The sequence below is a fragment of the Stutzerimonas kunmingensis genome (assembly GCF_032106285.1).
GTDB lineage: Bacteria > Pseudomonadota > Gammaproteobacteria > Pseudomonadales > Pseudomonadaceae > Stutzerimonas > Stutzerimonas kunmingensis_B.
In genome coordinates this window covers 1-26,490 of sequence record NZ_DAMCPO010000002.1, presented here as the reverse complement: position 1 = coordinate 26,490, position 26,490 = coordinate 1, and the positions used below count along the sequence as shown (strand labels likewise).

At 65.6% G+C, this 26,490-nt stretch carries 31 protein-coding genes; 29 read left to right on the top strand and 2 right to left on the bottom strand.

Annotation, left to right across the window (positions count from 1 at the left end; all coding sequences use genetic code 11):
• Positions 1-17 precede the first annotated feature (17 nt).
• Complete coding sequence (locus RT582_RS01845; RefSeq protein WP_042925801.1) at positions 18-1,709, bottom strand: sigma-54-dependent Fis family transcriptional regulator; 1,692 nt, start codon at positions 1,707-1,709, stop codon at positions 18-20.
• Between the two features lie 421 nt (positions 1,710-2,130).
• Here RT582_RS01845 and RT582_RS01840 point away from each other — a divergent pair, with 421 nt between their 5' ends.
• The 16 genes from RT582_RS01840 (at position 2,131) to RT582_RS01765 (ending at position 14,660) form a co-directional block, all read left to right on the top strand.
• Positions 2,131-2,400: a phenol hydroxylase subunit gene (locus RT582_RS01840; RefSeq protein WP_042925802.1), complete on the top strand. Its 270-nt coding sequence runs from the start codon at positions 2,131-2,133 to the stop codon at positions 2,398-2,400.
• A gap of 43 nt (positions 2,401-2,443) precedes the next feature.
• Complete coding sequence (locus tag RT582_RS01835) at positions 2,444-3,445, top strand: aromatic/alkene monooxygenase hydroxylase subunit beta (protein WP_313476323.1); 1,002 nt, start codon at positions 2,444-2,446, stop codon at positions 3,443-3,445.
• Positions 3,442-3,714, top strand: a complete 273-nt coding sequence (locus tag RT582_RS01830; RefSeq protein ID WP_313476322.1) for an MmoB/DmpM family protein — start codon at positions 3,442-3,444, stop codon at positions 3,712-3,714. The genes RT582_RS01835 and RT582_RS01830 overlap by 4 nt, the downstream gene beginning before the upstream one ends.
• A 10-nt stretch (positions 3,715-3,724) precedes the next feature.
• Complete coding sequence (locus tag RT582_RS01825) at positions 3,725-5,278, top strand: aromatic/alkene/methane monooxygenase hydroxylase/oxygenase subunit alpha (RefSeq protein WP_313476321.1); 1,554 nt, start codon at positions 3,725-3,727, stop codon at positions 5,276-5,278.
• Positions 5,279-5,349: 71 nt separating this feature from the next.
• Positions 5,350-5,709 carry a phenol hydroxylase subunit P4 gene (locus RT582_RS01820; protein WP_313476319.1) on the top strand — a complete coding sequence of 120 codons (360 nt, stop codon included), beginning with the start codon at positions 5,350-5,352 and terminating at the stop codon, positions 5,707-5,709.
• Between the two features lie 10 nt (positions 5,710-5,719).
• Entirely contained in the window at positions 5,720-6,781 is a 1,062-nt protein-coding gene (dmpP, locus tag RT582_RS01815) for a phenol 2-monooxygenase reductase component DmpP (protein WP_042925808.1), read from the top strand.
• A gap of 7 nt (positions 6,782-6,788) precedes the next feature.
• The gene (locus tag RT582_RS01810; RefSeq protein ID WP_048512662.1) at positions 6,789-7,127 is read left to right on the top strand and encodes a 2Fe-2S iron-sulfur cluster binding domain-containing protein; all 339 of its coding nucleotides are present in this window, start codon (positions 6,789-6,791) and stop codon (positions 7,125-7,127) included.
• On the top strand, positions 7,124-8,047 hold the full coding sequence (locus RT582_RS01805) for a catechol 2,3-dioxygenase (protein WP_042925810.1): 924 nt from the start codon (positions 7,124-7,126) through the stop codon (positions 8,045-8,047). The genes RT582_RS01810 and RT582_RS01805 overlap by 4 nt, the downstream gene beginning before the upstream one ends.
• Before the next feature lie 33 nt (positions 8,048-8,080).
• The gene (locus RT582_RS01800; protein WP_042925812.1) at positions 8,081-9,541 is read left to right on the top strand and encodes a 2-hydroxymuconic semialdehyde dehydrogenase; all 1,461 of its coding nucleotides are present in this window, start codon (positions 8,081-8,083) and stop codon (positions 9,539-9,541) included.
• Between the two features lie 10 nt (positions 9,542-9,551).
• Positions 9,552-10,400 carry an alpha/beta fold hydrolase gene (locus RT582_RS01795; RefSeq protein ID WP_313476315.1) on the top strand — a complete coding sequence of 283 codons (849 nt, stop codon included), beginning with the start codon at positions 9,552-9,554 and terminating at the stop codon, positions 10,398-10,400.
• Between the two features lie 11 nt (positions 10,401-10,411).
• Positions 10,412-11,197 carry a 2-oxopent-4-enoate hydratase gene (dmpE, locus tag RT582_RS01790; protein ID WP_042925816.1) on the top strand — a complete coding sequence of 262 codons (786 nt, stop codon included), beginning with the start codon at positions 10,412-10,414 and terminating at the stop codon, positions 11,195-11,197.
• Between the two features lie 26 nt (positions 11,198-11,223).
• Positions 11,224-12,147 (top strand): acetaldehyde dehydrogenase (acetylating), encoded by a 924-nt coding sequence (locus RT582_RS01785; RefSeq protein ID WP_042925818.1) that lies wholly within the window; start codon positions 11,224-11,226, stop codon positions 12,145-12,147.
• Positions 12,148-12,158: 11 nt separating this feature from the next.
• Complete coding sequence (gene dmpG / locus RT582_RS01780; RefSeq protein WP_009397183.1) at positions 12,159-13,199, top strand: 4-hydroxy-2-oxovalerate aldolase; 1,041 nt, start codon at positions 12,159-12,161, stop codon at positions 13,197-13,199.
• The gene (gene dmpH, locus RT582_RS01775) at positions 13,196-13,990 is read left to right on the top strand and encodes a 2-oxo-3-hexenedioate decarboxylase (protein ID WP_042925821.1); all 795 of its coding nucleotides are present in this window, start codon (positions 13,196-13,198) and stop codon (positions 13,988-13,990) included. The genes dmpG and dmpH overlap by 4 nt, the downstream gene beginning before the upstream one ends.
• A gap of 48 nt (positions 13,991-14,038) precedes the next feature.
• The gene (locus RT582_RS01770) at positions 14,039-14,230 is read left to right on the top strand and encodes a 4-oxalocrotonate tautomerase (RefSeq protein ID WP_042925823.1); all 192 of its coding nucleotides are present in this window, start codon (positions 14,039-14,041) and stop codon (positions 14,228-14,230) included.
• A 7-nt stretch (positions 14,231-14,237) separates the two neighbouring features.
• Entirely contained in the window at positions 14,238-14,660 is a 423-nt protein-coding gene (locus RT582_RS01765) for a GlcG/HbpS family heme-binding protein (RefSeq protein ID WP_090520667.1), read from the top strand.
• A gap of 30 nt (positions 14,661-14,690) precedes the next feature.
• Here the strand turns inward: RT582_RS01765 and RT582_RS01760 are convergent, their stop codons facing one another.
• A complete protein-coding gene (locus RT582_RS01760) occupies positions 14,691-15,455 on the bottom strand; it encodes an SDR family oxidoreductase (RefSeq protein ID WP_042925826.1) in 765 nt (254 codons plus the stop codon).
• Positions 15,456-15,733: 278 nt separating this feature from the next.
• Between RT582_RS01760 and phnC the strand changes: the two genes are divergently transcribed.
• The 13 genes from phnC to phnP all read left to right on the top strand — a co-directional run bounded on the left by phnC (position 15,734) and on the right by phnP (position 26,310).
• Complete coding sequence (phnC, locus tag RT582_RS01755) at positions 15,734-16,564, top strand: phosphonate ABC transporter ATP-binding protein (protein ID WP_014818580.1); 831 nt, start codon at positions 15,734-15,736, stop codon at positions 16,562-16,564.
• 47 nt (positions 16,565-16,611) lie between these two features.
• Positions 16,612-17,616, top strand: coding sequence for a phosphonate ABC transporter substrate-binding protein (gene phnD, locus RT582_RS01750; protein ID WP_042925828.1), 1,005 nt, complete (start codon positions 16,612-16,614; stop codon positions 17,614-17,616).
• A gap of 63 nt (positions 17,617-17,679) precedes the next feature.
• Positions 17,680-18,474, top strand: coding sequence for a phosphonate ABC transporter, permease protein PhnE (phnE, locus tag RT582_RS01745; RefSeq protein ID WP_041013869.1), 795 nt, complete (start codon positions 17,680-17,682; stop codon positions 18,472-18,474).
• Between the two features lie 34 nt (positions 18,475-18,508).
• A complete protein-coding gene (gene phnF, locus RT582_RS01740; protein ID WP_042925830.1) occupies positions 18,509-19,216 on the top strand; it encodes a phosphonate metabolism transcriptional regulator PhnF in 708 nt (235 codons plus the stop codon).
• Positions 19,217-19,227: 11 nt separating this feature from the next.
• On the top strand, positions 19,228-19,674 hold the full coding sequence (phnG, locus tag RT582_RS01735) for a phosphonate C-P lyase system protein PhnG (RefSeq protein ID WP_104098721.1): 447 nt from the start codon (positions 19,228-19,230) through the stop codon (positions 19,672-19,674).
• Positions 19,674-20,282 carry a phosphonate C-P lyase system protein PhnH gene (gene phnH, locus RT582_RS01730; RefSeq protein ID WP_102833583.1) on the top strand — a complete coding sequence of 203 codons (609 nt, stop codon included), beginning with the start codon at positions 19,674-19,676 and terminating at the stop codon, positions 20,280-20,282. The genes phnG and phnH overlap by 1 nt, the downstream gene beginning before the upstream one ends.
• Positions 20,282-21,391, top strand: a complete 1,110-nt coding sequence (locus RT582_RS01725; RefSeq protein WP_313476307.1) for a carbon-phosphorus lyase complex subunit PhnI — start codon at positions 20,282-20,284, stop codon at positions 21,389-21,391. Before phnH ends, RT582_RS01725 begins: the two co-directional genes overlap by 1 nt.
• Positions 21,388-22,257 carry an alpha-D-ribose 1-methylphosphonate 5-phosphate C-P-lyase PhnJ gene (locus tag RT582_RS01720; protein ID WP_313476304.1) on the top strand — a complete coding sequence of 290 codons (870 nt, stop codon included), beginning with the start codon at positions 21,388-21,390 and terminating at the stop codon, positions 22,255-22,257. The genes RT582_RS01725 and RT582_RS01720 overlap by 4 nt, the downstream gene beginning before the upstream one ends.
• Positions 22,254-23,066: a phosphonate C-P lyase system protein PhnK gene (phnK, locus tag RT582_RS01715; RefSeq protein WP_125940278.1), complete on the top strand. Its 813-nt coding sequence runs from the start codon at positions 22,254-22,256 to the stop codon at positions 23,064-23,066. The genes RT582_RS01720 and phnK overlap by 4 nt, the downstream gene beginning before the upstream one ends.
• 11 nt (positions 23,067-23,077) lie before the next feature.
• A complete protein-coding gene (phnL, locus tag RT582_RS01710; protein WP_278401246.1) occupies positions 23,078-23,782 on the top strand; it encodes a phosphonate C-P lyase system protein PhnL in 705 nt (234 codons plus the stop codon).
• Positions 23,772-24,917: an alpha-D-ribose 1-methylphosphonate 5-triphosphate diphosphatase gene (locus RT582_RS01705; RefSeq protein WP_313476300.1), complete on the top strand. Its 1,146-nt coding sequence runs from the start codon at positions 23,772-23,774 to the stop codon at positions 24,915-24,917. The genes phnL and RT582_RS01705 overlap by 11 nt, the downstream gene beginning before the upstream one ends.
• A gap of 98 nt (positions 24,918-25,015) precedes the next feature.
• The gene (gene phnN / locus RT582_RS01700) at positions 25,016-25,570 is read left to right on the top strand and encodes a phosphonate metabolism protein/1,5-bisphosphokinase (PRPP-forming) PhnN (RefSeq protein WP_278412283.1); all 555 of its coding nucleotides are present in this window, start codon (positions 25,016-25,018) and stop codon (positions 25,568-25,570) included.
• On the top strand, positions 25,561-26,310 hold the full coding sequence (gene phnP, locus RT582_RS01695) for a phosphonate metabolism protein PhnP (RefSeq protein ID WP_313476298.1): 750 nt from the start codon (positions 25,561-25,563) through the stop codon (positions 26,308-26,310). The genes phnN and phnP overlap by 10 nt, the downstream gene beginning before the upstream one ends.
• Positions 26,311-26,490: the final 180 nt, after the last annotated feature.

The following is a 26,490-nucleotide window of genomic DNA, read 5'->3' as shown; positions in this document are numbered from 1 at the left end:
TGGCCGGCCCTGACCGCTCAGCTCTCGATGCCGATTTTCCTCAGCCGATAGGCCAGCGCCGGGCGACTGAGACCGAGCAGACGCGCGGCGCCCGAGACATTTCCGTTGGCCTGCCGCATGGCTTCCTGCATCAAGCTCTGCTCGATTTCGTCAAGGCTCAGGCCGCTGCTTAGCAATTGACTTACCCAGTTGCCGCGGCCACTGCTCGGTGAAACCAATACTCCGTCCGACGATACCCGTGCGCTATCGATCGAGTGTTCCTCGGGCGGGCGGGTAAACAGGGCGGGTACGCTGATACTTTCGTTCGGATCGGTAAGGATGATGCCGCGCTCGATGATGTTTTCCAGCTCGCGGATATTGCCCGGCCAGCTGTAATGCAGGCAGGCCTCGAGCGCGCGGTCCGACAGGCCGAGGGTTATCTTGCCGTATTCCTCGTGAAAGCGCTGGATGAAATGTTCCGCCAGCAGCGGGATGTCCTCGCGACGTTCACGAAGCGCCGGGATCGCTACCGGAAAGACATTCAGCCGGTAGTACAGATCGGCGCGAAAACGTCCGGCCTTGACCGCCTCGGACAGATCTTCGTGAGTCGCCGCGATGACCCGTACGTCGATCGTGCGCGTACGGTTGTCCCCCACCCGCTCCAGCTCGCCTTCCTGCAGGACGCGCAGCAGGCTGGCCTGGGCGCGCGGACTGAGTTCGACCACTTCGTCGAGGAAGATGGTGCCTTTGTCGGCCCGCTCGAAGCGGCCCATGCGCGACTGGGTGGCGCCGGTAAACGCGCCTTTTTCAACGCCGAACAGTTCCGATTCGATCAGATCGGGCGGAATCGCCGCGCAGTTCACCGCGACGAAGGGCTCGGCGGCGCGCTTGCTGCGCAGATGCACGCTGCGCGCGATGACTTCCTTGCCGACGCCGGTTTCGCCGAGCAACAGCACCGAAACCTTACTCTGCGCGGCCTTCTCCATCATGTTGCGCACGGTCTGGTAGGCAGGCGTCTGGCCGATGCCATAGTACTGGCCTGCCTGCTTGTCGAGGTTGGTGCGTAGCGAAACCAGTTGCGACTGCAGATCGTAGAGTTCCTCGATGATCGGGTCGCTCTGGAAATAAGCCTTGAAGGCGCTGGTGTCGCCCCATTCCTCTGCGGTCTTGCCGATGATGCGGCACTTGTCGTCGCCACGGCCGCGGCAGCTGACCTCTTGGAAGATGATCTCGCGCCCCATGAACGCCGAGCTGTAGCTGCAGGCGTAGCCAATGAGCGTCCAGCAGGCCGGTTGATCCATCAGGCCCAGCTCGGTCTGGCAGATTTCCACTTCGAAGGAGTCGATCCACTCCACCTCGCAGTAAAACCTTCCGCTCGCCATGTCGATGTCCACCTCGATTGGGCGCACCTTGACCATGCCCTTGAGCGAGTGCAATTGAGGCCCCGCGAGGAACATCTCGTATTCGGTGGCATTCGGCCGCAGCTTGCGCGCCAGCTCGGCGTCCTTCAGCCCGGACTGGTAACCCATGCGTAGGAATAAACCCTTGGCCCGCTCGGTGCCCAGCGTATTGACCATCTCCCGGCGAAAATTGGCCATCGCCGAGATCTGCAACAGCAGCATGCGCTGCTCTCCCAGCCAGATCTTGCCTTCGGTGCTCTGGAAATGGATGAGATTGGTGAGGTCGTTGAAATCCGTGTACCGCAGTTGAGGTTTGTATTGGATCGACATGAGCTTCCAAATCCCCTGATTTATTGTTGTAGGGGGCCGCTGACACGACGTCGAAAACGACAGTGCAATCCGCACATTCAGCGAGCGGATCGGGCGGCTTTTTCACCGCATGGGCGCAAAGCTAGTCAACCATATTCGCTTTGTTCGACAGAAGAAAGGTGACCATATGATGTATTTCCGGGTCCCTCGGCCGTGCTGCGCTACGCCCTGCGCAACGGCTGTGAGCATTTGCTCAAGTATTGAAATTCATTTGATCAAATGCTGAAAAAAGAACCAGATGCAGCCTCCTTTCCCCTCCTTCATACCGCCCCATTCATAGACAAAAAATCCTTTAAATACAAAGACCTGAAAGGTGTATCCCTGGCTTGGCATATGCGTTGCTTTAGCCCCTTTGCCCGCAACCTGCCAGGAGCCAGCTTCGATGACAGAGCCAGACATTCCCTTCGATCAGCTACCCCGCTTTGTCCGGGTGCGCAGTGACCCCGACGCCAGATTCGTCGAGTTCGATTTCGCCATTGGTCATCCGGAGCTGTTCGTCGAGCTGGTGATGCCATGCGCAGCCTTCACCGCGTTCTGCCAGCGCCAGCGCGTCGTGCAGATGGACGCGGCAATGTGCCGGGCGGTGGATGAGGACGCGGCCAAATGGCGCTACGGCGATATCGGCCGACGCGAGGCGCACGGTCGAGAGTGAGTACGAGCGACAGCCGAATACATAACAAGAAGGTACGGTTGAAATGAGCGTAGAGATCAAGACCAATACGGTGGAAACCCTCCGCCACACCTATGGCAACCTGCAACGCCGTTTCGGCGACAAGCCGGCGAGCCGCTATCAGGAAGCCAGCTACGATATCGAAGCGACGACCAACTTCCACTACCGGCCGTTGTGGGATCCGCAGCGGCAGCTCAACGACCCCAGCCGTACGGCGATCCGCATGGCCGACTGGCACGCGGTCACCGACCCGCGCCAGTACTTCTACGGTGCCTACGTGCAGGCCCGGGCGCGTATGCAGGAAGCCACCGAGCATGCCTACGGCTTCTGCGAAAAACGTGGCCTGTTGAGCCGCCTGCCCGAGGCGCTGCAGCACAAGATCCTGCGTTGCCTGGTGCCGCTGCGCCACGCCGAGATGGGCGCCAATATGAACAACAGCGGCATTGCCGGCGACTGCATCGCCGGCACCATGACCCAACTGCATATCTATCAGGCCATGGATCGTCTGGGCATTGGCCAGTACCTGTCGCGCATCGGCCTGCTGCTCGACGAGGGCAGCGGCAGTGCGCTGGTTCAGGCCAAGGCTTACTGGATGGACGATCCGATCTGGCAAGGTCTGCGCCGCTACGTAGAAGACAGCCTGGTGATCAAGGACTGGTTCGAGCTGACCCTGGCGCAGAACCTGCTGCTCGACGGCATGAGCTATCCGCTGATGTACCAGCGCTTCGACCAGCAACTGGGCGAAGAGGGCGCCGCCGACCTGTCGATGCTCACCGAGTTCATGCGCGACTGGTACGCCGAAAGCACCCGCTGGGTCGACGCCATGCTCAAGGTGGTGCTGGCCGAAAGCGCAGAGAACCGCGAGCAGATCCAGGTCTGGGTGGATACCTGGGAAGCGCGTGCCTATGCCGCCCTGCAACCGCTGGCCGAAGCCGCCACCGGCCAGGCCGCCCTCGACGACGTGCGTGCCGCGCTGGCCGCGCGCCTGCACAAGCTCGGGCTGCGCAGCCCAGGAGTAGCCGCATGAAACAACTGGCTTTCATCGTGTTCCAGGACAACGACAACGCACGTTACCTGGTGGACGCCATCACCCAGGACAACCCCCACGCCGAGGTCCAGTACCAACCCGCGATGATCCGCATCCAGGCCGAGAAGCGCCTGGAAATCCGCCGCGAGACAGTGGAGGAAATGATCGGTCGCGAGTGGGACGTCCAGGAAATGCTCATCGACGTGATAAGCATCGGCGGCAACGTGGCCGAGGACGACGACAGCTTCGTCCTCGAGTGGAAGAACTAGGAGGCAGACCATGACAACCCAGAAGAAAAAACTCAGCCTGAAAGACAAGTACCAGTACCTGACCCGTGACATGGGCTGGGAGCCGAGCTACCAGAAGAAGGCCGACATCTTCCCCAACGAGGATTTCGAGGGCATCAAGATCACCGACTGGGACAAGTGGGAAGACCCGTTCCGCCTGACCATGGATGCCTACTGGAAATACCAGGCCGAGAAAGAGAAGAAGCTCTACGCGATTTTCGACGCCTTCGCGCAGAACAACGGCCACCAGAACATCTCCGATGCACGTTACGTGAATGCCCTGAAGCTGTTCCTCACCGGCGTTTCTCCGCTGGAATACGGCGCCTTCCAGGGCTTCTCGCGGGCTGGCCGGCAGTTCAGCGGCGCCGGCGCGCGGGTCGCCTGCCAGATGCAGGCGATCGACGAGCTGCGCCACGTGCAGACGCAGATCCATGCGATGAGTCACTACAACAAGCACTTCAACGGCCTGCATGATTTCGCCCACATGTACGACCGGGTGTGGTTCCTCTCGGTGCCCAAGTCGTTCTTCGACGACGCGCGTTCGGCCGGCCCATTCGAGTTCCTCACCGCCGTCTCGTTCTCCTTCGAGTACGTGCTGACCAACCTGCTGTTCGTGCCGTTCATGTCCGGCGCCGCCTACAACGGCGACATGGCCACGGTCACCTTCGGCTTCTCCGCGCAGTCGGACGAAGCGCGGCACATGACCCTCGGCCTGGAAGTGATCAAGTTCATGCTCGAACAGCACGAAGACAACGTGCCGATCATCCAGCGCTGGATCGACAAGTGGTTCTGGCGCGGTTATCGCCTGCTCAGTCTGGTCGGCATGATGATGGACTACATGCTGCCGAACAAAGTGATGTCCTGGGCCGAAGCCTGGGAGGTGTATTACGAGCAGAACGGCGGCGCGCTGTTCAAGGACCTCGAGCGCTACGGCATCCGCCCGCCGAAGTACCAGGACCAGGCCACCATCGGCAAGCAGCACATCACCCACCAGATCTGGGCGACCTTCTACCAGTACTGCCATGCCACCAACTTCCACACCTGGATTCCCAGCCAGGAAGAGCAGCAGTGGCTCGCGGAAAAGTACCCGGACAGCTTCGACAAGTACTACCGCCCGCGTTTCGACCACTGGCAGGAGCAGCATGCCAAAGGCCAGCGCTTCTACAACTACACCCTGCCGCAGCTGTGCCAGGTGTGCCAGGTGCCGGCGCTGTTCACCGAGCCGGACGACCCGACCACCCTAAGCCACCGGCAGATCGAGCACGAGGGCGAGCGCTATCACTTCTGCTCGGATGGCTGCTGCGACATCTTCCAGCACGAACCGGAGAAGTACATCCAGGCCTGGCTGCCGGTGCACCAGATCTACCAGGGCAACTGCGAGGGCGGCGACGTGCAGACCGTGGTGGAGAAGTACTACCACCTGAAAATCGGGGTGGACAACCTCGAGTACGTCGGCTCGCCCGAATACCTGCGCTGGCTGGCCTGGAAGAAACTCGGCACCCCGGCAGTGCCCGCCGGTACGGACAACACGCGCGACGCCGCCTGATGCGTCACCCCGGGTCGGGGTGGCGCTGCCGCCCCTGACCACCCAGATTCCAAGAACAAGAGGGTCAGCTCATGACTGTTAATGCGATCAGCGAATACCGCGCCACGCCGCGCGACCTGCAAGCCAATTTCCATGGCATGCAGATGCTCTACGTCTACTGGGAAAAACACCTGATGTTCTGCTCGCCCTTTGCCTTCCTCGTCGCCCCGGCGATGACCTTCGCCGCGTTCGTCGAGCAGTTGCTCAGCGATGCGATAAAGGCCCACCCGGACAGCGCCAGGGTCGATTTCAACGAAGCCGTCTGGACCCTTAACGGCGAGCGCTTCGTACCGGATTACGCCGCCAGCCTGGAGGCCAACGGTATCGACCATAAAAGCATGCTGCGCCTGAATACCCCAGGGTTGAATGGCGTCCAGGGTTCGTGCAGCTGAGAGGTGTGCCATGACATACAACGTCACCATCGAACCCACCGGCGAAGTGATCGAAGTAGAGGAAGGCCAGACCATCCTGCAGGCCGCGCTGCGCCAGGGCGTATGGTTGCCGTTCGCCTGTGGCCACGGCACCTGCGCCACCTGCAAGGTGCAGGTGCTCGAAGGCGAAGTGGATATCGGCGCGGCCTCGCCGTTCGCCCTGATGGACATCGAGCGCGACGAGCGCAAGATTCTGGCCTGTTGCGCCCTGCCTCAGTCCGACATGGTGATCGAGGCCGATATCGAGGCCGACCCGGATTTCCTCGGCCACCCGGTGGAAGACTACCGTGGCGCGGTCACCGCCCTGATCGATCTCTCGCCGACGATCAAGGGTCTGCATATCAAACTGGACCGGCCGATGGCCTTCCAGGCCGGGCAGTACATCAACCTGGCGCTGCCCGGCATCGACGGCACCCGCGCCTTTTCCCTGGCCAACCCGCCGAGCAAGGCCGATGAAGTCGAGCTGCATGTTCGCCTGGTCGAAGGCGGTGTCGGCACCGGCTTCATTCATAAGCAACTGAAGGTCGGCGACTCGGTGGAGCTGTCCGGCCCCTACGGGCAGTTCTTCGTTCGCGACTCCCAGGCCGGCAACCTGATCTTCATCGCCGGTGGCTCCGGCCTGTCCAGCCCGCAGTCGATGATCCTCGATCTGCTGGCGCGCGGCGATACCCGGCAGATCACCCTGTTCCAGGGCGCCCGCAACCGTGCCGAGCTATACAACCGCGAGCTGTTCGAGACGCTGGCCGCACAGTACCCGCAGTTCAACTACGTGCCGGCACTGAATCAGGCCAATGACGATCCGCAATGGCAGGGCTTCAAGGGCTTCGTGCATGACGCGGCCAAGGCGCACTTCGACGGCCGTTTCAGTGGCCAGAAGGCCTATCTCTGTGGCCCGCCACCGATGATCGACGCAGCCATCACCACCCTCATGCAGGGACGGCTGTTCGAGCGGGACATCTTCATGGAGCGCTTCTTCACCGCCGCCGATGGTGCCGGTGAGAGCACCCGTTCGGCGTTGTTCAAGCGCATCTGAGGTGAGCATGAACAGTGCCGGCTACGAGGTGTGCGAAGTGCTAAGCGGTCAGTCATTCCGCTGCGCGGAGGGCCAGTCGGTGTTGCAGGCGATGGAGGCCCAGGGCAAGCGTTGCGTGCCGGTGGGCTGCCGTGGCGGCGGTTGCGGGCTGTGCAAGGTGCGGGTGTTGGGCGGCGATTACCGCCGCGGTCGCATGAGCTGCCATCACGTGCCGCCCGGGTTGGCGAGCCAGGGCCTGGCGCTGGCATGCCAGGTATTTCCGCAATCCGATCTGAGCATCGAATGCCTTCGCCGAAATGGCGAAGGCGACAAAAACAACAAGATGAAAAAAGAGGTGCCGTCATGAAAAAAGGCGTTATGCGACCCGGCCACATCCAGCTGCGCGTACTCAATCTAGAGAGTGCCCTGGCCCATTACCGCGACCTGCTCGGCCTGATCGAAGTGGACCGTGATGACTTCGGTCGCGTCTATCTGAAGGCCTGGACCGAAGTGGACAAGTTCTCCCTGGTGCTGCGTGAAGCGGATGAGCCGGGCATGGATTTCATGGGTTTCAAGGTGGTCGACGACGAGTGCCTGGTCCGTCTGACCCAGGACCTGATCGACTACGGCTGCCTGATCGAGACCATTCCCGCCGGAGAACTCAGGGGCTGCGGGCGTCGCGTGCGCTTCCAGGCGCCGTCCGGACACTTCTTCGAGCTGTATGCCGACAAGCAATACACCGGCAAGTGGGGCGTGGAGGAAATCAACCCTGAAGCCTGGCCGCGCAATCTCCAGGGCATGCGCGTGGTGCGTTTCGACCACGCCCTCATGTATGGCGACGAATTGCCGGCGACCTATGACCTATTCACCAAGGTGCTCGGCTTCTATCTGGCCGAACAGGTGCTGGATGAGGATGGCACGCGCGTCGCCCAGTTCCTCAGCCTGTCGACCAAGGCCCACGACGTGGCCTTCATTCATCACCCTGAGAAGGGTCGCTTCCATCACGTCTCCTTCTACCTCGAAACCTGGGAAGACGTACTCCGCGCCGCCGACCTGATTTCCATGACCGACACCTCCATCGATATCGGTCCGACCCGCCATGGCCTCACTCACGGCAAGACCATCTACTTCTTCGATCCTTCTGGAAACCGCAACGAGGTGTTCTGCGGCGGCGATTACAACTACCAGGATCACAAGCCGGTGACCTGGATGGCCAAAGACCTGGGCAAGGCGATTTTCTATCACGACCGCGTGCTCAACGAACGCTTCCTCACGGTGCTCACCTGAAGGCCGGCCCGAATTTACATAGAGATTGCACACATGCAAGAAATCAAGCATTTCATTAACGGCGAGTACGTCGGCTCGGCCAGCGGCAAGCGGTTCGACAACGTCAACCCGGCCAACGGCCAGGTGATCGCCAGGGTCCATGAAGCCGGCGAGGCCGAGGTCGACGCGGCGGTCAGGGCGGCACGCGATGCGCTGAAGGGCCCCTGGGGCCGGATGACCCTGGCCGAGCGCAGCGAGATCCTGCATCGCGTCGCCGACGGCATCAATGCGCGCTTCGACGAGTTCCTCGAGGCCGAGTGCCTGGACACCGGCAAGCCGAAGTCGCTGGCCAGCCACATCGACATCCCGCGCGGCGCAGCGAACTTCAAGGTGTTCGCCGACCTGATCAGGAACGTGCCGACCGAGGCCTTCGAGATGGTCACCCCGGACGGCAGCGGCGCGATCAACTACGCGGTGCGCCGGCCCAAGGGGGTGATCGGTGTGATCAGCCCGTGGAACCTGCCGCTCTTGCTGATGACCTGGAAGGTCGGTCCGGCGCTGGCCTGCGGCAATACCGTGGTGGTCAAGCCGTCGGAGGAAACCCCCAGTACCACCGCACTGCTCGGCGAGGTGATGAACGCCGCCGGGGTGCCGCCGGGCGTCTACAACGTAGTGCACGGTTTCGGCGGCGACTCGGCCGGCGCCTTCCTCACCGCCCACCCGGACGTCGACGGCATCACCTTCACCGGGGAGACCGGCACCGGGGAGCTGATCATGCGCGCCGCGGCCAAGGGCGTGCGCCAAGTGTCGCTTGAACTGGGCGGCAAGAACGCCGGCATCGTCTTCGCCGACTGCGACCTGGACAAGGCCATCGAAGGCACCCTGCGCTCGGCCTTCGCCAACTGCGGCCAGGTCTGCCTGGGCACCGAGAGGGTCTACGTCGAGCGGCCGATCTTCGACGAATTCGTCGCCCGCCTGAAGGCCGGCGCCGAAGCGCTGAAGATCGGCGAGCCGAACGACCCGGAGGCCAACTTCGGCTCGCTGGTCAGCCACAAGCACCGCGAGAAGGTCCTTTCCTACTACCAGAGGGCCCGGGACGAAGGTGCCACCCTCGTCACCGGTGGCGGTGTGCCCGAGATGCCGGCGCACCTGGCCGGCGGCGCCTGGGTGCAGCCGACCATCTGGACCGGCCTGCCAGACGATTCGCCGGTGGTCACCGAGGAAATCTTCGGCCCCTGCTGCCACATCCGGCCGTTCGACAGCGAGGCAGAAGCCATCGAACTGGCCAACGCCCTGCCTTACGGCCTGGCCTCGGCGATCTGGACCGAGAGCGCCTCGCGGGCGCACCGCGTCGCCGGGCAGATCGAGGCTGGGATCGTCTGGGTGAACAGCTGGTTCCTGCGCGACCTGCGCACCGCCTTCGGTGGCGCCAAGCAGTCGGGTATCGGCCGCGAAGGCGGGGTGCACTCGCTGGAGTTCTACACCGAGCTGAAGAACATCTGCGTGAAACTCTGAGGACCTGACCATGAACGCACCGCAGCAAGGCCCTGAAATCGGTCGCGAAATTCTCGCCGCCGGCTACCGCACCAACCTGCATGATCAGGGCGAAGGCTTCCCGGTCCTGCTGATTCACGGCTCCGGGCCGGGCGTCACCGCCTGGGCCAACTGGCGCCTGGTGATACCCGAGCTGGCCAGGCAGCGCCGGGTGATCGCGCCGGACATGCTCGGCTTCGGCTATAGCGAGCGCCCGGCCGACGGCCAGTACCACCAGCAGCGCTGGGTCGAGCATGCCATCGGCGTGCTGGATGCGCTGGGTATCGCCCAGGCCGACATCGTCGGCAACTCCTTCGGTGGCGGCCTGGCGCTGGCGCTGGCCATCCAACATCCCGAGCGGGTGCGGCGGCTGGTGCTGATGGGCAGCGTCGGGGTGAGTTTTCCAATCACGCCGGGGCTGGATGCCGTCTGGGGCTACGAGCCGTCCTTGGCCAACATGCGCCGGCTGATGGATGTTTTCGCCTACGACCGCAGCCTGGTCACCGACGAGCTGGCCGAGCTGCGTTACCAGGCCAGTATCCGCCCCGGCTTTCAGGAATCCTTCGCCCAGATGTTCCCGGCCCCGCGCCAGCGCTGGGTCGACGGACTGGCCAGCGACGAAGCGGACATCCGCGCCTTGCCCCACGAAACACTGGTGATCCATGGCCGCGAGGACCAGGTGATTCCGCTGGCGGCCTCGCTGACCCTGGCCGAATGGATCGCCCGCGCCCAGTTGCACGTATTCGGCCAGTGCGGCCACTGGACCCAGATCGAACACGCCGAGCGTTTCGCCCGCCTGGTCGAGAATTTCCTCGCCGAGGCCGACGCCCTCCATTGCTGAGAGAGACCGATATGGACAAGACATTGATCAACGAGCTCGGCGACGAGCTCTACCAGGCGATGGTCCAGCGCGAGACCGTCACGCCGCTGACCAGCCGTGGCTTCGACATCAGCGTCGAGGACGCCTACCACATTTCCCTGCGTATGCTGGAACGGCGCTTGGCCGCCGGCGAGCGGGTGATTGGCAAGAAGATCGGCGTCACCAGCAAGGCCGTGCAGAACATGCTCGGCGTGCACCAACCGGACTTCGGCTACCTCACCGACGCCATGGTCTACAACAGCGGCGAAGCCATGCCGATCAGCGAACGGCTGATCCAGCCACGGGCCGAAGGCGAGATCGCCTTCATCCTCAAGAAGGACCTGATGGGCCCCGGCGTGACCAATGCCGACGTGCTGGCCGCCACCGAATGCGTGATCCCCTGCTTCGAGGTGGTCGATTCGCGCATCCAGGACTGGCAGATCAAGATCCAGGACACCGTGGCGGACAACGCCTCCTGCGGCCTGTTCGTGCTCGGTGATCAGGCCGTGTCGCCGCGCCAGGTCGATCTGGTCACCTGCGGCATGCTAGTGGAAAAGAACGGCCAGTTGCTCTCGACCGGTGCCGGCGCCGCGGCGCTCGGCTCGCCGGTCAACTGCGTGGCCTGGCTGGCCAACACCCTCGGCCGGTTCGGCATCGGCCTGAAGGCCGGCGAGGTGATCCTGTCCGGCTCGCTGGTTCCGCTGGAGCCGGTCAAGGCAGGCGATTTCATGCGCGTCGAGATCGGCGGCATCGGCAGCGCCAGCGTGCGCTTCACCTGATTAGAACAAGAACAGGGGAAACACCCATGAGCAAGAAACTGAAAGCCGCGATCATTGGCCCGGGCAACATCGGCACTGACCTGGTGATGAAGATGCTGCGTTCCGAGTGGATCGAGCCGGTCTGGATGGTCGGCATCGACCCCGAGTCCGACGGCTTGAAGCGCGCCCGCGAGTTCGGCCTGAAGACCACCGCAGAAGGCGTCGACGGCCTGCTGCCGCACGTGCTCGACGACGACATCCGCATCGCCTTCGATGCCACCAGCGCCTACGTGCACGCCGAGAACAGCCGCAAGCTCAACGAACTGGGCGTGCTGATGGTCGACCTGACCCCGGCCGCCATCGGCCCCTACTGTGTGCCGCCGGTGAACCTCAAGCAGCACGTCGGCACCCTGGAAATGAACGTCAACATGGTCACCTGCGGTGGCCAGGCGACCATCCCGATGGTCGCCGCGGTGTCGCGCGTGCAGCCGGTGGCCTACGGCGAGATCGTCGCCACCGTGTCCTCGCGCTCCATCGGCCCGGGCACCCGCAAGAACATCGACGAGTTCACCCGCACCACCGCCGGCGCCATCGAGCAGGTCGGCGGGGCGAAGGAAGGCAAGGCGATCATCGTGGTCAACCCGGCCGAGCCGCCCTTGATGATGCGCGACACCATCCACTGCCTGACCGAAACCGAGCCGGACCAGGACGCCATCACCGCATCGGTCCACGCCATGATCGCCGAGGTGCAGAAGTACGTGCCCGGCTACCGGCTGAAGAACGGCCCGGTATTCGACGGCAACCGCGTCTCGATCTTCATGGAAGTCGAGGGCCTGGGCGACTACCTGCCCAAGTACGCCGGCAACCTCGACATCATGACCGCCGCAGCGCTGCGTACTGGCGAGATGTTCGCCGCGGAAATCGCCAGCGGCACCATTCAACTGCCACGTCGTGAAGCGGCCCTGGCCTGAGGAGTAGCACCATGAATCTGCAAGGCAAGAACGTCACCCTGCACGACATGAGCCTGCGCGACGGCATGCACGCCAAGCGCCACCAGATCAGCCTCGAGCAGATGATCGCGGTCGCCACCGGCCTCGACGCCGCCGGCATGCCGCTGATCGAGATCACCCACGGCGACGGCCTCGGCGGTCGCTCGATCAACTACGGTTTCCCCGCGCATAGCGACGAGGAATACCTGCGTGCGGTAATCCCGCGCCTCAAGCAGGCCAAGGTATCCGCCCTGCTGCTGCCGGGCATCGGCACGGTCGACCACCTGAAGATGGCGCTCGACTGTGGCGTCTCCACCATTCGTGTGGCCACGCATTGCACCGAGGCCGACGTCTCCGAGCAGCACATCGGCATGTCGCGCAAGCTGGGCGCCGATACCGTCGGCTTCCTGATGATGGCGCACATGATCAGCGCGGAAAAAGTGCTCGAACAGGCCAGGCTGATGGAAAGCTACGGCGCCAACTGCATCTACTGCACCGACTCGGCCGGCTACATGCTGCCCGATGAGGTCAGCGAGAAGATCGGCCTGCTGCGCGCCGAGCTGAACCCCGCCACCGAGATCGGCTTCCACGGCCACCACAACATGGGCATGGCCATCGCCAACTCGCTGGCCGCCATCGAAGCTGGCGCCTCGCGTATCGACGGCTCGGTCGCCGGCCTCGGCGCCGGTGCCGGCAACACCCCGCTGGAAGTCTTCGTCGCGGTGTGCAAGCGCATGGGCGTGGAAACCGGCATCGACCTCTACAAGATCATGGATGTGGCCGAAGACATCGTCGTGCCAATGATGGACCAGCCGATCCGCGTCGACCGCGATGCGCTGACCCTGGGCTATGCCGGGGTGTACAGCTCGTTCCTGTTGTTTGCCCAGCGCGCCGAGAAGAAATACGGCGTACCGGCCCGCGACATTCTGGTCGAGCTGGGGCGCCGCGGCACCGTCGGCGGCCAGGAAGACATGATCGAAGACCTCGCCCTGGATATGTCCCGGGCCCGCCAGAACCAGAAGGTGAGTGCATGAACCGTACCCTCAACCACGAGCAGGTGCTGGCCCTGGCCGAGCACATCGAGAACGCCGAATTGCAGGCGCACGATATTCACAAGGTCACCAACGATTATCCCGAGATGACCTTCGCCGATGCCTACGACATCCAGTGGGAAATCCGCCGCCGCAAGGAGGAGCGCGGCAACAAGATCGTCGGCCTGAAGATGGGCCTGACCTCTTGGGCGAAGATGGCGCAGATGGGCGTGGAGACGCCGATCTACGGCTTTCTCGCCGACTACTTCAGCGTGCCCGATGGTGGCGTGGTGGATTGCTCCAAGCTGATCCATCCGAAGATCGAGGCGGAAATCTCGGTGGTCACCAAGGCGCCGCTGCAAGGCCCCGGTTGCCACATCGGTGACGTGATTGCAGCGATCGACTACGTGATCCCCACCGTCGAGGTGATCGACTCGCGCTACGAGAACTTCAAGTTCGACCTGATCAGCGTGGTGGCCGACAACGCCTCCTCGACCCGTTTCATCACCGGCGGCCAGATGGCCAATCTGGAGGACGTCGACCTGCGCACCCTCGGCGTGGTGATGGAGAAGAACGGTGAGGTGGTAGAACTTGGTGCCGGCGCCGCAGTGCTCGGCCATCCGCTGTCCAGCGTGGCGATGCTCGCCAACCTGCTGGCAGAGCGCGGCGAACACATACCGGCCGGCACCTTCATCATGACCGGTGGCATCACGGCGGCGGTATCGGTGGAGCCGGGCGACAACATCACCGTGCGCTATCAGGGGCTTGGCAGCGTCTCCGCGCGCTTCATCTGAGCCATTCGGCCGCCCTGCCCGGGCGGCCTCTTCTTCAGGAGACACACCATGCCCATTGCCCAGATCCATATCCTCGAAGGCCGCAGCGACGAGCAGAAGGAGACCCTCATCCGCGAAGTCAGCGAAGCCATCGCGCGCTCGCTGGATGCACCGCTGGCCAGTGTACGGGTAATCATCACTGAAATGCCGAAAGGTCATTTCGGCATCGGCGGCGAGTCAGCCAGCAAGCTCAAGCGTTGAGGCCGGCATGATCGTCTCGACACTCGAAGCGAACCTCACCTGGCAAGCGGCGCTGCAGGCTGCCCAGGCGGCGACCGATCACGCCACCGCGCTGGGCATTCGCATCCACGTCGCGGTGGTGGATCGCGCCGGCCTCAATCTGGCGTTCCTGAGCATGAACGGTGCCTTCCTGCACTCCGCAGACATCGCGCGTGACAAAGCCTACACCGCGGCCAGCTTCGGCTTTCCCACCGGCCAGTGGCTGCAGGTGCTGGGCGATAACGAACGCCTGCGCATCGGCATTCCGGTGCGCGAGCGGCTGGTAGTATTCGGCGGCGGGTTGCCCGTCCTGCTGGACGGGCAGTGCATCGGCGGGATCGGCGTTTCCGGCGGATCGGAAGAGCAGGACGAGGCCTGCGCCGAAGCGGGTCTGCGGGCAATGCTCGGCTGAGCCCGTCCGACCCCGCGAACAGGACGTGACTTATTTGTCGCGATCGATATTGAACGGCGACCAGGCCTGACGCGTCGGCATCACTTCCAGGCGGTTGATGTTGATGTGATCCGGCAGGGTGGCGACGTAGAAGATCTGCTCGGCGATGTCCTCGGCGGTCAGCGGCGTGGTGCCGCGGTAGAGCCGGTCGCTGGCGTCCTGATCGCCCTTGGTACGGACCAGGGTGAACTCGGTTTCGGCCATGCCCGGCGCGATGTCGGTGACGCGCACGCCGGTGCCGAGCAGGTCGCAGCGCAGGTTGTAGCCGAACTGCTCGACGAAGGCCTTGGTCGCGCCGTAGACGTGGCCACCCGGATACGGCCAGTGGCCGGCCACTGAGCCGATGTTGACGATGCTGGCACCCTTGCCAGTGGCGATCAGCGTCGGCAGCAAGGCATGGGTGACGTTGACCAGGCCGGTGATGTTGGTATCGATCATGGTGTGCCAATCGGCTAGATCGACTTTTTGCGCGGGCTGCGGCGCCAGCGCCAGGCCGGCGTTGTTGACCAGGCAATCGATCTGGCGGAACTCGGCGGGCAGCTGCTCGACCACCTCCGTCACCGCGCCGGCATGGCGCACGTCGAGGGTGGCGATATGCACCGGCACCTTCGCTGACAGCTCGCTCTGCAGCTCTTCCAGGCGCTCGCTGCGCCGCCCGGTGAGCACCAGCGCCCAGCCGGCCTCGGCGAAGCGACGGGCAGTGGCGCGGCCAAAGCCGGAGGTGGCGCCGGTGATGAATACGATCTTCTGTTTCATGCTCTTCCTCTTTCTCTTCAATGCCTGACGGTCGCGTAGACGACGCGCCAGCACGGGACGCAATGACGGCGTCCAGCTTAGGGGGCCGCGCCGCGAAGGCAAAGCGCCGCGTGCGCTGATCGCGCGCCAGCCGGCCGCCGCTGCGCTGACCATCGAAGCTTCACCGAATGGTCATCGCAGGTTCACGGACGCTTAGCGGGACTGCAACAGAGCCTGACTACCTTCTCGTCTAGACAAGTTGGCCGACCTCCCCGGCCGCGCAGACGAGAGGGCAAGACATGAATGCGGCTATTCGAGTCGAGCGACTGAACAAGACCTTCGCCGGCAAGCAGGCGCTGTTCGACCTGGGCCTGGCGATACAGCCGGGCGAGATGGTGGCGCTGATCGGCGCGTCCGGTTCCGGCAAGTCCACGCTGTTGCGCCACCTGGCCGGACTGGCCTGCTGCGACCGCTCCGCCGGCGGGCGCATCGAGGTGCTCGGCCGCGAGGTACAGGCCACCGGCCGCCTGCATGGCGAGGTGCGCCGCCTGCGCGCCGACATCGGCTACATCTTCCAGCAGTTCAACCTGGTCACCCGCCTCAGCGTGCTGGACAACGTCCTGCTCGGCTTTCTCGGCCGCATGCCGCGCTGGCGCGGATCGCTGGGCATGTTCAGCGACGAACAGAAGCGCCAGGCCATGGCTGCACTGGAGCGCGTCGGCCTGGCCGAGCGCGCCGCACAGCGCGCCTCGACGCTCTCCGGCGGCCAGCAGCAGCGGGTGGCGATCGCCCGTGCGCTGACCCAGCAGGCCGAGGTGATCCTTGCCGACGAACCGATCGCCTCGCTCGACCCGGAGTCGGCGCGCAAGGTCATGGAAATCCTCGCCGACATCAACCGCCAGGACGGCAAGACCGTGGTGGTAACCCTGCATCAGGTCGATTACGCCCTGCGCTACTGCTCCCGCGCCGTGGCGCTCAAGGGCGGGCGCATCCATTACGACGGCCCCTCGGCGGCGCTCAGCGACCGCCTGCTCAACGACCTCTACGGCGCCGATCTGGACGCCAGCCTGCTGTTCTCCGACCGCGCCCGCAATGCCGAGCCGCGGTCTTTGCAGCTGGTCAACGGCTGAGCCCCACGCCACCCGACAACCAACGCCACACCTCAGGAGTGACCTCCATGTTGAAACGCTTCAGCCGCGCTCTCGCCGCCTCCACGCTGCTGGCCGGTGCCCTCGCCGGCACCGCTCAAGCCGCCGAGACCATCACCTTCGGCATCATTTCCACCGAGTCCTCGCAGAACCTGCGCAGCGTCTGGGAACCCTTCCTCGCCGACATGAGCAAGCAGACCGGCTACGAGGTGAAGGCCTTCTTCGCCCCCGATTACGCCGGGGTCATCCAGGGCATGCGCTTCGACAAGGTCGATCTGGCCTGGTACGGCAACAAGTCGGCGATGGAAGCGGTGGATCGCGCCGGCGGCGAAATCTTCGCCCAGACCGTCGCCGCCAACGGCAGCCCGGGCTACTACAGCCATCTGATCGTGCACAAGGACAGCGCCCTGAACTCCGTCGATGACGTGCTGAAGAACGCCAAGAGCCTGACCTTCGCCAACGGCGACCCGAACTCCACCTCCGGCTACCTGGTGCCCGGCTATTACGTGTTCGCCAAGAACAAGGTCGACGCCGGCCAGGCCTTCAAGCGCAGCCTCAACGGCAGCCACGAAGTCAACGCACTGTCGGTGGCGAACAAGCAGGTCGATGTCGGCACCTTCAACAGCGAAGGCATGGAGCGTCTTGAAATCACCGCGCCGGACAAGGCCGCGCAACTGAAGATCGTCTGGACCTCGCCGCTGATCCCGGCCGACCCGCTGGTGTGGCGCAAGAGCCTGAGCGACGAGCAGAAGAACCGGCTGCGCGAGTTCTTTATGAGCTATGGCGCCAAGCCGGCCGAGAAGGAAATCCTCGCCGGCCTGCAGTGGGCACCGTTCCGCGCCTCCGACAACGACCAGCTGCTGCCGATCCGCCAGCTGGAACTGTTCAAGAAGCGCAGCGAAGTCGCTGCCGACAGCAAGCTCTCCGACAGCGACCGCCAGGCGCAGCTGCAGGGCATCGACCAGGAGCTGGCCAAGCTGGAGCAGCGCATGGCCGAGCGCGAGCAGAAGAACGCCGCCGCCAAGGCCAGCTGAGCAACGCCGGGCGTGGCGCGCTGGCGCCACGCTCCCGTCCGCGCCGTTTTTTGAGAACCGAACATGACCACTCTGAGCACCACACCGCCACTGGCGGGCAACGACAAGCGCAGCTGGCTGCGCCTGTTCGGCTGGGGCCTGTGCCTGGCCGTGCTGGCCTGGTCCTGGCAGGGCGCGGAGATGAATCCGCTGCTGCTGATCCGCGACAGCGCCAACATGGCGACCTTCGCCGCCGACTTCTTCCCGCCGGATTTCAGCAACTGGCAGCTGTACCTCAAGGAGATGGTCACCACGGTGCACATCGCCCTCTGGGGCACCCTGCTGGCGATCGTCTGCGCCATCCCGCTGGGCATCCTCAGCTCCGAGAACATCGTGCCCTGGTGGGTCTACCAGCCGGTGCGCCGACTGATGGACGCCTGCCGTTCGATCAACGAAATGGTCTTCGCCATGCTCTTCGTCGTCGCCGTCGGCCTCGGCCCATTCGCCGGCGTGCTGGCGCTGTGGATCAGCACCACCGGCGTGCTTGCCAAGCTGTTCGCCGAAGCCGTGGAAGCCATCGAGCCGGGCCCGGTGGAAGGCGTGCGTGCCACCGGTGCCAGTGCGCTGCAGGAAGTCATCTTCGGAGTGATTCCGCAGGTGCTGCCGCTGTGGATTTCCTACTCGCTGTACCGCTTCGAATCCAACGTGCGCTCGGCCACCGTGGTCGGCATGGTCGGCGCCGGCGGCATCGGCGTGATTCTCTGGGAAGCCATCCGCGGTTTCCAGTTCGGCCAGACCGCCGCCCTGCTGCTGATCATCATCGCCGTGGTGAGCCTGATCGACCTGCTCTCCCAGCGCCTGCGCAAGCTCTTCATCTGACGGAGTGAGGGCCTGCGCGGCCTTCGAAAAAACCATGCAGTTGTCTAGACAACCCAGCGAACCGCTCTACCTCGAACTGGCCCAGGTGCTGCGCGGCGAGTTGCGCCACTACCGCATCGGCGACTTCCTCCCCGGCGAGATGCAGCTGGCCCGGCGCTTCGCGGTCAACCGCCACACCCTGCGCCGCGCCGTCGACGAGCTGGTACAGGAAGGCCGCCTGCTGCGCCGCCAGGGCAAGGGCACCCAGGTGCTGCGACGCCCGCTGGTCTATCCGCTGCAGGCCGACAGTGCCTACAGCGATGCGCTCGCCGCCCTCGGCGTGCGCACCGAAGCGCGCCTGCTCGCGCGTCGCCAGCTCAGCGCCAGCGCCGAGGAAGCGCGCCACCTGCAACTGGCCGAGGGCGCTGCGCTGATCGAGCTGAGCACCCTGCGCCTGCTCGACGGCGAGCCGGTCAGCCTGATCCGCCACCGCTACTGCGCCAGCCACGCCGAACGGCTCGCCGACTACCAGGGCGGCTCGCTGCGCCGCTACCTCGGCGAACGCGGCCTGCCGCTGACGCGCCGTTTCAGCCTGATCGGCGCACGCCTGGCCGATCGCGACGAGGCCGCACAGCTGCTGATGCCCCTGCGCATGCCACTGCTGTCGGTGTTCACCCTGTCCTGCGATGCCACCGGGCAACCGGTGGAGATCGCCCTTTCGGCCAGCCGTTCCGACCGTTTCCAGTACCAGGTCGCCACCTGATGGAGAACCCCATGCACACCCGCGAACAATCCCCCCGCCAGCGCTGGATGGCCGTGCTGGCCGGCGCCAGCGCTGCCGAACTGGCGCCTTTCGAGAGCGCCCTGCGCGACTGCACCTACCAGTTGATCCGTCCCGCGGAAATCGGCATGACCCTGGTGCGCGGCCGCATGGGCGGCACCGGCGCGCCGTTCAACCTCGGCGAGATGAGCGTCACCCGCTGCGTGGTGCGCCTGGCCGACGGCAGCACCGGCTACAGCTACCGCGCCGGCCGCGACAAGCGCCAGGCCGAGCTCGCCGCCCTCGCCGATGCCCATCTGCAAGGGCCGCAGCAGAGCCGCTGGCTGAATGAACTGATCGAACCGCTGGCCGCCGCGCAGGCCCGACGCGCCGCGCAAAAGGCTGCCGAAACCGCCACTACCCGCGTGGAGTTCTTCACGCTGCTGCGAGGAGAAGACTGATGAATCGCGCCCCATCCGACCTGTTGCAGGCCGCCTTCGCCGACCCGGTGCTGGACGCGCAGAAGTGCTTCCGCGCCGCGCTCAAGGCTTTGTCCGAGCCAGGCACGCGCCAGACGCTGGTCAGCGTCGCCGCCATCGAGCCGCTGCAGGCCGCCGGCTATGCGCTGTGCCTGAGCCTGCTGGATAACGACACGCCGCTGTGGCTGGCGCCGGCCTTCGACACTCCGGCGATTCGCGCCAACCTGGCCTTCCACTGTGGCTGTCCGATCGTCGAGGCACGCGAGGAGGCGATGTTCGCCCTGCTTGATGCCGCTGCGCTGGACGACCTCTCCGGCTTCTACGCCGGCAGCGAACGCTACCCGGACCAGTCCTGCACGCTGCTGATCCAGCTCGAGCGTCTCGACCGCGGCCCGGCGCTGAGCTGGCAGGGCCCGGGCATCGACGGCAGCCGCCTGGTCGGCCTGCCGCTGAAACCGGCGTTCTGGCAGCAGCGCGCCGCACGCAACGACTTCCCGCGCGGGCTCGACGCACTGTTCTGCGCCGAAGGCGAAGTGCTCGGCCTGCCGCGCAGCACCCGCATCGGCGATTCGCTGCAGGAGGTGGCCTGATGTACGTCGCAGTCAAGGGTGGCGAACAGGCCATCGACAACGCCCACGCCCTGCTGGCGAAGAAGCGCCGCGGCGACACCGCTATCGCCGAACTCGCCGTCGAGCAGATTCGCCAGCAGCTGCCGCTCGCCGTGGCGCGGGTGATGAGCGAAGGCTCGCTGTATGACGAGGAGCTCGCCGCGCTGGCGATCAAGCAGGCCGCCGGCGATCTGGTCGAGGCGATCTTCCTCTTGCGCGCCTACCGCACCACGCTGCCGCGCTTCGCCGAAAGCCTGCCGCTGGACACCGGCGCCATGCAGCTCAGCCGACGCATTTCAGCGACCTTCAAGGACGTGCCCGGCGGCCAGCTGCTCGGCCCGACCTTCGACTACACCCATCGCCTGCTCGATTTCGCCCTGCTCGCCGAAGGCGAACGCGCCGGCCCGCCGGTGGATGAAAGCGCCACGCTGGGCAACTGCCCGCGGGTACTCGGCCTGCTCGGCGAGGAAGGCCTGATGACCCCGGAAATCGACCGCGGCGAGCCGGTGCCGGACCTCACCCGCGAGCCACTGGAGCTGCCGACGAGCCGCGCCGAACGCCTGCAGGCGCTGGCGCGTGGCGACGAGGGCTTTCTCCTGGCGCTGGGCTATTCGACCCAGCGCGGCTACGGCCGCAACCACCCGTTCGCCGGCGAGATTCGCATCGGCACCGCCGAGGTCTGGATCGAGCCGCAGGAGCTGGGTTTCCCGGTCTGCCTCGGCGAGATCGAGCTGACCGAGTGCGAGATGGTCAACCAGTTCGTCGGCGTGAGCGCCGAGCAGGCACAGTTCACCCGCGGCTACGGCCTGGCCTTCGGTTACGCCGAGCGCAAGGCGATGGGCATGGCGCTGGTCGACCGCGCGCTGCGTGCCGGCGAGTACGGCGAGGAAGTGCAGGGCCCGGCGCAGCAGGAAGAATTCGTCCTGATGCACTGCGACAACGTCGAGGCCGCCGGTTTCGTCTCGCACCTGAAGTTGCCGCACTACGTCGACTTCCAATCCGAGCTGGAGCTGATCCGCAAGCTGCGCCAGCCGCAGGCCGAGCAGACCGAAGCCGACGCCGAGACGCCAGCGAAGGAGAAACGCGCATGAACGCTCACGCCATTCCCTCCAGCGAGGCGGGCTACAACTTCGCCTACCTCGACGAGCAGACCAAGCGCATGATCCGCCGCGCACTGCTCAAGGCGGTCGCCATACCCGGCTATCAGGTGCCCTTCGGCGGCCGCGAGATGCCGCTGCCCTACGGCTGGGGCACCGGCGGCATGCAGCTGACCGCCGCCATTCTCGGCGCCGACGACGTGCTCAAGGTGATCGACCAGGGCGCCGACGACACCACCAACGCCGTGTCGATCCGCCGTTTCTTCGCCCGCACCGCCGGGGTCGCCACCACCGAACGCACACCCGCGGCGACGGTGATCCAGACCCGCCACCGCATCCCGGAAACCCCGCTCGCCGCCGGGCAGATCATGGTCTATCAGGTGCCGATTCCCGAGCCGCTGCGCTTCATCGAGCCGTCGGAAACCGAGACGCGCACCATGCACGCGCTGGGCGACTACGGCGTGATGCACGTGAAGCTCTACGAGGACATCGCCACCTTCGGCCACATCGCCACCAGCTACGCCTACCCGGTGACAGTGGACGGGCGCTACGTGATGGACCCGTCGCCGATTCCCAAATTCGACAACCCCAAGCTGGACCGCAGCCCGGCGCTGATGCTGTTCGGCGCCGGCCGCGAGAAGCGCCTCTACGCCGTGCCGCCGTACACCCGCGTGGTCAGCCTGGATTTCGAGGATCACCCGTTCCAGATCCAGCAATGGGAGCAGTGCTGCGCCATCTGCGGCAGCGGCGATTCCTACCTCGACGAGCTGATCGTCGACGACGCCGGCAGCAAGCAGTTCGTCTGCTCGGATACCGACTATTGCGCGCAGCGCGCCCAGCAACAGGAGAGCCGCCCATGAGCGCCGCCGAACAACTGCTGCCCGCCACGAGCGTCGGCACCGAGCCGCTGTTCGCGGTGCGCGACCTGACCCGCCTGTACGGCCCGGACAAGGGCTGCCAGGGCGTGTCCTTCGAGCTCTACCCCGGCGAAGTGCTGGGCATCGTCGGCGAGTCCGGCTCGGGCAAGTCCACCCTGCTCTCGCTGCTCTGCGGCCGCTGCCCGCCGGATCGCGGCAGCGTGCAGTACCGTGATGGTGCCGGCGACTGGCTCGACCTCTACGCCGCCAGCGAGGCCGAACGGCGCACGCTGCTGCGCACCGAATGGGGCTTCGTCGAACAGAACCCGCGCGACGGCCTGCGCATGGGCGTTTCCGCCGGCGCCAACATCGGCGAGCGGCTGATGGCCCAGGGCGTGCGTCATTACGGCCAGCTGCGCGCCGCCGGGCTGGACTGGCTGCAACAGGTGGAGATCGACCCGGCGCGCATCGACGACCTGCCGCGGACCTTCTCCGGCGGCATGCAGCAGCGCCTGCAGATCGCCCGCAACCTGGTTTCCAGCCCGAAGCTGGTGTTCATGGACGAACCCACCGGCGGCCTCGACGTGTCGGTGCAGGCACGCCTGCTCGACCTCTTGCGCGGGCTGGTGCGCGAGCTGGACCTGGCGGTGGTGATCGTGACCCACGACCTCGCCGTGGCACGCCTCCTGGCCGACCGGCTGATGGTGATGCGCCGTTCGCGGGTGGTGGAGTCCGGTCTGACCGACCAGATTCTCGACGACCCGCAGCATCCCTATACGCAGCTGCTGGTGTCCTCGGTGCTACAGCCATGAAGGAATCCCCCATGAACACGCTGATCGAGGTCCGTGACCTCGCCAAGACCTTCACCCTGCACCAGCAGCACGGCGTCAGCCTGCAGGTGCTGCGCGGGCTGAACTTCACCGTCGCCGCCGGCGAGTGCCTGGTGCTGCACGGCCAGTCCGGCGCCGGCAAGTCGACCCTGCTGCGCACGCTGTACGGCAACTACCTGCCCGCCGGCGGCAGCATCCACATCCGCCATGCCGGCGACTGGCTGGAGCTGGTCGGCGCCGAGCCGCGCCAGGTACTCGCGGTGCGCCGGCAAACACTGGGCTATGTCAGCCAGTTCCTGCGGGTGATTCCGCGGGTTCCGGCGCTGGAGGTGGTGATGGAACCGGCGCTGGCGCGCGGCTGGAGCCGTGCCGACGCCGAGGCGCGGGCCAAGGCGCTGCTGACCCGGCTGAATATTCCCGAGCGGCTCTGGCAGCTGGCCCCCGGCACCTTTTCCGGCGGCGAGCAGCAGCGCGTCAACCTCGCGCGCGGCTTCATGGTGAGCTGGCCAGTGATGCTGCTCGACGAACCCACTGCCTCGCTGGACGAGGCCAACGCCGGCGTGGTGCTGGAACTGATCGACGAAGCCAAGGCGGCCGGCAGCGCGCTGATCGGCATCTTCCACGACCGCGCGATCCGCGAGGCAGTCGCCGACCGTTACCTGGACATGACGCAGGAGGACCTGGCCCATGCCAGCTGAACAGATACTCAGCAACGCCCGACTGGTGCTGGCCGATCAGGTGATCCACGGCAGCCTGCTGATCCGCGACGGCCTGATCGCCGACATCAGCGCAGGCGCCAGCAGCCTGCCGCAGGCCCAGGACCTGGGCGGCGACCTGCTGCTGCCGGGGCTGGTGGAACTGCACACCGACAACCTGGAAAAGCACATGAGCCCGCGTCCGGGCGTGGACTGGCCATCCGCCTCGGCAGTGCTGACCCATGACGCGCAGATCGTCGCCGCCGGTATCACCACGGTGTTCGATGCGCTGTCGATCGGCGACATCAATCCCAAGGGCAAGCGCATGCAGCAGCTCGGGGTGATGCTCGAGGCCATCGCCGCGGCCGAAGCGGCCGGGCAGACCCGCGCCGAACACCGCCTGCACCTGCGCTGCGAAGTCAGCCATCCGCAGTGCCTGGAGCTGTTCCGGGAGCTGGTCGAGCAGCCGCTGGTGCAGCTGGTCTCGGTGATGGACCACGCGCCGGGCCAGCGCCAGTTCGCGCGCATGGAGAAGTACCGCGAGTACTACATGGGCAAGTACCACCTGAGCCCGGCGGAGATGGATCATTTCGTCAGCGAGCAGCTGGCCAACTCGGCGCGGCACAGCGACCAGCAGCGCGCGGCCATCGTCGATCTCTGCCGCAGCCGCGAACTGGCGCTGGCCAGCCACGACGACGCGACCCTGGAGCACGTTACTGAGTCGGCCGACTACGGCATGGCCATCGCCGAATTCCCGACCACCTTCGAGGCCGCCGAGGCCAGCCACGCGCGCGGTCTGAAGGTGCTGATGGGCGCGCCGAACATCGTTCGCGGCGGCTCGCATTCGGGCAATATCGCCGCTGCCGACCTGGCGCAACGCGGCGTGCTGGACATCCTCTCCAGCGACTACTACCCGGCGAGCCTGCTGCAGGCGGCGCTGGGCCTGGCCGAGCAGGACAACGGCTACGACCTGCCGCGCGCCATCGCCACCATCAGCCTGGCGCCGGCACGCGCGGCCGGGCTGGATGATCGCGGCGAGATCGCCGTCGGGCTGCGCGCCGACCTGGTCCAGGCACAGGTGCACAAGGGCCAGCCGGTGATTGGCCAGGTCTGGCGCCAGGGCCGGAGGGTGTTCTGATGCGCCGACCACAGCCTGTCGAGCGCGCCGCCCCTGCAACCGCGGCGGGCTCTATACTGCCCGCCCACCCTCGGCTTTCGACCCTCGGGAGTAACCTGATGCAAGGCCGTTTGATCTACCTGACCGGGCCATCCGGCGCCGGCAAGGACAGTCTGCTCGATGCCGCACGCGCAGCGCTCGCCGAGCGTGGCGTGCGCATCGCCCGGCGGGTCATCACCCGCTCGGCCGAGGCCATCGGTGAAGCCGCGCATTCGGTGAGCGCCGAGCAGTTCGAACGCATGGAGGCCGAGCAGGCCTTTGCTCTCAGCTGGCGCGCCAACGGGCTGGCCTATGGCATCCCCGCCGAAATCGACGCCTGGCTGGCGGCCGGCGCGGATGTGCTGGTCAATGGCTCGCGTGGTTATCTGCCCGAGGCGCGCAGGCGCTACCCGGATCTGCTGGCGGTGCTGCTGACCGTCGAACAGGACGTGCTGCGCGAGCGCCTGCTGACCCGCGGCCGGGAGACGCCCGAGCAGATCGAGGCGCGCCTGGCGCGCAACGCGCTGTTCAGCGGCGAGCTGGACGACTACATCCGCCTGGACAATTCCGCCTCGCTGGAGCGCAGCGTCGAGCGCCTGCTGCAGCTGCTCGACGAGCACCGTCAATGCGGCTGACCCTGCTCGGCACCGGCGGCGCCGCGCAGGTGCCGGTGTACAACTGCGCCTGTCCGGCCTGCCGTGCCGCGCAGCTCGACCCGAGTCGCCGCCGCCGTGCCTGCTCGGCGCTGGTGGACTGTGGCGGCCAGCGCTGGCTGCTCGACAGCGGCCTGCCGGACCTCTGCGAGCGCTTCGCCCCGGGCAGCTTCAGCGGCATCCTGCAGACCCATTACCACGCCGATCATGCCCAGGGCCTGCTGCAACTGCGCTGGGGCACCGGGCTGCACATTCCGGTCCTCGGCCCGGACGACGCAGAGGGCCTCGCCGACCTCTACAAACACCCCGGCATCCTCGATTTCAGCGAACCATTCGCCGCCTTCGAACAACGCATGCTCGGCACGCTGCGCGTCACCGCGCTGCCACTGGTGCACTCGAAACCCACCTTCGGTTACTTGCTGGAAGGTCACAGCCGCTGCATCGCCTACCTCACCGACACCGTCGGCCTGCCGGACAGCACGCGCGAACTGCTGCAGGACACCGCGCTGGATGTGCTGGTGCTGGACTGCTCGACACCACCGCACGATACGCCACCGCGTAACCACAACGACCTGACCCGCGCATTGCAGAGCATCGAGGAGCTGCAGCCGGCGCAAGCCGTGCTGACCCATATCGGCCACGAGCTGGATGCCTGGTTCATGCAGGCGTCACGGGAACTGCCGGACAACGTATGCCTGGCATACGACGGGATGACGCTCTAGCGCTTAGGAGAGAAACCGAGCTTGCGGCATCGTCCGGCAGCGGACGAAACACCGAGCCGCCTGCTCGCAACGCCTGGAAAACGCTGCGCGTTCCTCCACCCTACGGGGTCGGGGTCGGGGGTCGGGGGTCGGTGTTCGGGGGCCGGGGCTCGGGGCGAGCGTAGGGTGGATAACGCGAAG

Coding starts and splice junctions, on each gene's coding strand:
- RT582_RS01725 (WP_313476307.1), top strand. CDS start 20,282: ATGTACGTCGCAGTCAAGGGTGGCGAACAGGCCATCGACAACGCCCAC.
- dmpG (WP_009397183.1), top strand. CDS start 12,159: ATGAATCTGCAAGGCAAGAACGTCACCCTGCACGACATGAGCCTGCGC.
- dmpP (WP_042925808.1), top strand. CDS start 5,720: ATGACATACAACGTCACCATCGAACCCACCGGCGAAGTGATCGAAGTA.
- RT582_RS01795 (WP_313476315.1), top strand. CDS start 9,552: ATGAACGCACCGCAGCAAGGCCCTGAAATCGGTCGCGAAATTCTCGCC.
- RT582_RS01705 (WP_313476300.1), top strand. CDS start 23,772: ATGCCAGCTGAACAGATACTCAGCAACGCCCGACTGGTGCTGGCCGAT.
- RT582_RS01830 (WP_313476322.1), top strand. CDS start 3,442: ATGAAACAACTGGCTTTCATCGTGTTCCAGGACAACGACAACGCACGT.
- RT582_RS01820 (WP_313476319.1), top strand. CDS start 5,350: ATGACTGTTAATGCGATCAGCGAATACCGCGCCACGCCGCGCGACCTG.
- phnH (WP_102833583.1), top strand. CDS start 19,674: ATGAATCGCGCCCCATCCGACCTGTTGCAGGCCGCCTTCGCCGACCCG.
- RT582_RS01720 (WP_313476304.1), top strand. CDS start 21,388: ATGAACGCTCACGCCATTCCCTCCAGCGAGGCGGGCTACAACTTCGCC.
- dmpE (WP_042925816.1), top strand. CDS start 10,412: ATGGACAAGACATTGATCAACGAGCTCGGCGACGAGCTCTACCAGGCG.
- RT582_RS01770 (WP_042925823.1), top strand. CDS start 14,039: ATGCCCATTGCCCAGATCCATATCCTCGAAGGCCGCAGCGACGAGCAG.
- RT582_RS01810 (WP_048512662.1), top strand. CDS start 6,789: ATGAACAGTGCCGGCTACGAGGTGTGCGAAGTGCTAAGCGGTCAGTCA.
- dmpH (WP_042925821.1), top strand. CDS start 13,196: ATGAACCGTACCCTCAACCACGAGCAGGTGCTGGCCCTGGCCGAGCAC.
- RT582_RS01800 (WP_042925812.1), top strand. CDS start 8,081: ATGCAAGAAATCAAGCATTTCATTAACGGCGAGTACGTCGGCTCGGCC.
- phnF (WP_042925830.1), top strand. CDS start 18,509: ATGCAGTTGTCTAGACAACCCAGCGAACCGCTCTACCTCGAACTGGCC.
- phnN (WP_278412283.1), top strand. CDS start 25,016: ATGCAAGGCCGTTTGATCTACCTGACCGGGCCATCCGGCGCCGGCAAG.
- RT582_RS01765 (WP_090520667.1), top strand. CDS start 14,238: ATGATCGTCTCGACACTCGAAGCGAACCTCACCTGGCAAGCGGCGCTG.
- RT582_RS01760 (WP_042925826.1), bottom strand. CDS start 15,455: ATGAAACAGAAGATCGTATTCATCACCGGCGCCACCTCCGGCTTTGGC.
- RT582_RS01845 (WP_042925801.1), bottom strand. CDS start 1,709: ATGTCGATCCAATACAAACCTCAACTGCGGTACACGGATTTCAACGAC.
- phnC (WP_014818580.1), top strand. CDS start 15,734: ATGAATGCGGCTATTCGAGTCGAGCGACTGAACAAGACCTTCGCCGGC.
- RT582_RS01825 (WP_313476321.1), top strand. CDS start 3,725: ATGACAACCCAGAAGAAAAAACTCAGCCTGAAAGACAAGTACCAGTAC.
- phnL (WP_278401246.1), top strand. CDS start 23,078: ATGAACACGCTGATCGAGGTCCGTGACCTCGCCAAGACCTTCACCCTG.
- phnD (WP_042925828.1), top strand. CDS start 16,612: ATGTTGAAACGCTTCAGCCGCGCTCTCGCCGCCTCCACGCTGCTGGCC.
- phnE (WP_041013869.1), top strand. CDS start 17,680: ATGACCACTCTGAGCACCACACCGCCACTGGCGGGCAACGACAAGCGC.
- phnG (WP_104098721.1), top strand. CDS start 19,228: ATGCACACCCGCGAACAATCCCCCCGCCAGCGCTGGATGGCCGTGCTG.
- RT582_RS01785 (WP_042925818.1), top strand. CDS start 11,224: ATGAGCAAGAAACTGAAAGCCGCGATCATTGGCCCGGGCAACATCGGC.
- RT582_RS01840 (WP_042925802.1), top strand. CDS start 2,131: ATGACAGAGCCAGACATTCCCTTCGATCAGCTACCCCGCTTTGTCCGG.
- RT582_RS01835 (WP_313476323.1), top strand. CDS start 2,444: ATGAGCGTAGAGATCAAGACCAATACGGTGGAAACCCTCCGCCACACC.
- phnK (WP_125940278.1), top strand. CDS start 22,254: ATGAGCGCCGCCGAACAACTGCTGCCCGCCACGAGCGTCGGCACCGAG.
- RT582_RS01805 (WP_042925810.1), top strand. CDS start 7,124: ATGAAAAAAGGCGTTATGCGACCCGGCCACATCCAGCTGCGCGTACTC.
- phnP (WP_313476298.1), top strand. CDS start 25,561: ATGCGGCTGACCCTGCTCGGCACCGGCGGCGCCGCGCAGGTGCCGGTG.